Here is a 2,898-nt window from a genome sequence, read left to right on the forward strand (position 1 = left end):
TCCATCCCCACCGTATAGACGGTGGGGAATTCCGCACCTTACGTTAAGCTGAGGGGGGCTTTTCTCTCAGGAACCTTGGCCATGCACACCCCATCCCAGATCCTTCGCGAGCGCCTGCGCTTCCACGGTCACAAGTACACTTTTGTCAGCCAGCGTTTGCGCTTTCCCAACGGCACAGAAGGGGAGCGGGAGTACCTCATCCACCCTGGCGGCGTTGTGGCCGTGCCGGTGACTGCCGAAGGCAAGTTTGTCTGCATTCGCCAGTATCGCTTTGCCGTCGCCGCCTACCTTTACGAATTTCCTGCCGGCACCGTCGAGCCGGGAGAACATCCGGATGAAACCATTCGCCGCGAGCTGGAAGAAGAAACCGGCCTGCGCGCCCACCGCTGGGATCCCCTCGGCCAATTTTATCTGTGCCCCGGCTATTCCAGCGAGATCATGTACGCCTACCTGGCGCGGGATCTGGAAGTGCTGGATGCTCCACCGGCCAAGGACGAGGATGAAGACATCGCCGTCGTGGAGTTTTCGCCTGCTGAACTAACGGAAATGGCCCGTTTTGGCCTGGACTTTGATAGCAAATCTATCGCCTGCTTTTGGCGGGCCCAATTGTTTTTAGCGGCAGAAAATGCGGTCGTTGCGAGCAGGGACAAGCCCTAGGCATGGCCACCCCCCTTGGTGGCGAACCTGCGCCTCGCCTAGCCCCCCTTTCCCCAAGGGAGAGGGGCTAGAGGGGATCCTTGTCGCCAATAGGCCTGACCTCTATAGCAAAGTGGCGGCATAGTGGGCAGCCCCTATCAAGCCCACCTGGGCGTTCACCACCACCTGCACCGACAGTTGCTCCAGCAGAGGGCGCATCCGTCCTTTGTCCAAAAAGGAGGGCAAAAACTCTCCCTCTCGCAAGAGGCGCAGGAGCTTGGGCGCGATCCCGCCGGCGATGAACAGGCCCCCACGGGGCAACAGGTGCAGGGCAAAATTGCCGACAGCGGCCCCATACAAGCTGGTAAATAGCCGCAAGCATTCCACCGCCAAGGGATCCCGTCCCTCCAGGGCGGCATTGGCAATTTGGGCTGCCGGGTCGATGGGGCTAGCTTTCTTCTCCCACGCGGCAATTTGGGCCAGCAACTGCTCCTCTCCTTGGCCCCAGCGGCTATCCCGCAGAAATTGATAGATGGCCACGATCCCCTGCCCCGAGACCACCCGTTCAGTGGAGACGCGCCCATGTCGTTGTTGCAGATACCGCAGCAGCTCCCATTCCAAAGGGGTACGTGGAGAAAAATCCACATGCCCCCCCTCGCTGGCATGAACCTGGTAGCCGCCTTCTCCCCACGTGAGGTAGGTCTGCCCCAGGCCTGTGCCTGCCCCGATGACACCGATGGGAGCCTGGGGCTGCCGCTCCCCTGCCTGCAGTGTTTCCAGATCCTGATCTCGCAGGGCAAGCACCCCATACCCCACGGCGCTGAAGTCGTTGATCAAAGCTAGGCGTGGGATCCCCAGCTCTGCCGCCAATTGGCCTGAGTGCAGGCTCCAGGGCAGGTTGGTGATTTTGGCCGTTTGTCCCCCTGGCCACGTGCCCCCCTTCTCTTCCATCACGGGTCCAGCCACAGCAAAACAGGCAGCAACCGGCCGTGGATCTCGCCCCAGCTCCTGCCGCGCCTGGGCCAGAAACTCCAGCACCACCGGCGTGAGGTTGGGATAGCTTTGGCTGGCATAGCGGCAGTGGTAGAGGCTGTGGTCGGGATCTTGGGCATTGAAGAGGCTGAGGCTGGTCTTGGTACCCCCGATATCCCCCGCCAACAGCAACTCCATAGTTTTCTCAGGCAGCGCGTTATTCTCACCCTGACATTTCCGGCAATACCCTGGCAACGCCGGCCCTGCTTGGCCAGGGCGGGAAAGGGCAGGGAAGATGCTATGTTAACTGATGTAAAAGTTTCTAAGATTGCGTTTTGCTTCCTACATCTTGTTCGCCGCCTCTCCAAGAGGAACCTTCCCTGTCCTCCCAGAGCTTAGTTGGACGGGAGCTTCCCCCCTTTTCTCTGCGAAGGCGGCTTCCGTCTTACCATGCCATCGGGGCGGCGGCGGCTGTGCTGGTGTGCCTACCCGTTTTCGTGGAAGCGCCCCTGGTGCGCTATGGCCCTTGGCTGAGCTTGGCGATGACTCTAGGCTGGCTGGGCCTTAGCTTGCGGCTCTACTCGCGGCCCCGCAGCCGCATCTGGGGGGATCTGCTCTACGGCTTCACGCTGACTTGGCTGGCAGGATCCCTCTACTGGGGCTGGCTGCGCTGGGAGCCGCTCTGGCACATGCCGGTGGAAGCTCTGGGGATCCCGATTGTCTGGTGGGGGGCACGGCAACGCTTTGCCCGCATCGGCACCTGGTTTTATCTCGGCTCCCTGTGGGGCACAGCAGTGACAGACCTTTACATTCACTCGGTGGGGCTGTTGCCGGAGTGGCGGCAGGCAATGCGGTTTGACCGCCTGGATCAGGCAGCTGTCCCGTTCATGGCTGCGCTCAACAAAATGGCCACCCCTTGGGGGGTAGCTTGGGGCATCGGCTTAAGCCTTCTGCTCCTTGGGGTTGGCCTGTGGGTCATTCAGGGATCCCGTCGCCTGCACCATTGGGCCTTTGCCGGAGCAGTGCTGAATACCCTGTTGGTGGATGGTTTTTTTCTGTGGGGGGCGGCTTCGCTTCGCTGAGCCAGCCACCTCTGCGGTGCTGACTAAGAGAATGGCAGCGCAAGCCCCGGCATTGAGCTCACCTACCGTTCTTTTGGGTTTCTACGTAGCGCTTTGTTGTGGCCAGGTAGCCGCGAAGGAACTGTTCGTTCCAAGTGTAGGTAGCCGACTTCTCAACGTGAGGCGCGGGATTCCCCACCCGCGTGGGGAGGGATAGCGCCTCCTGACT

3 protein-coding genes are annotated in these 2,898 nt (G+C 61.0%); 2 read left to right on the top strand and 1 reads right to left on the bottom strand.

Features of this window, described 5'->3' with window-relative positions; translation table 11 throughout:
* Positions 1-81: 81 nt before the first annotated feature.
* Complete coding sequence (locus NW835_RS05545) at positions 82-657, top strand: NUDIX hydrolase (protein ID WP_414377641.1); 576 nt, start codon at positions 82-84, stop codon at positions 655-657.
* 102 nt (positions 658-759) lie between these two features.
* Here the strand turns inward: NW835_RS05545 and NW835_RS05550 are convergent, their stop codons facing one another.
* On the bottom strand, positions 760-1,806 hold the full coding sequence (locus NW835_RS05550) for a glucokinase (RefSeq protein WP_414365566.1): 1,047 nt from the start codon (positions 1,804-1,806) through the stop codon (positions 760-762).
* Between the two features lie 281 nt (positions 1,807-2,087).
* On the opposite strand from NW835_RS05550, the gene NW835_RS05555 reads away from it, so the two are divergent.
* Positions 2,088-2,690, top strand: a complete 603-nt coding sequence (locus NW835_RS05555) for a DUF3120 domain-containing protein (protein ID WP_414372280.1) — start codon at positions 2,088-2,090, stop codon at positions 2,688-2,690.
* Positions 2,691-2,898 lie beyond the last annotated feature (208 nt).

The organism is Synechococcus sp. OH2 (assembly GCF_047462155.1).
Taxonomy (GTDB): domain Bacteria; phylum Cyanobacteriota; class Cyanobacteriia; order Thermostichales; family Thermostichaceae; genus Thermostichus.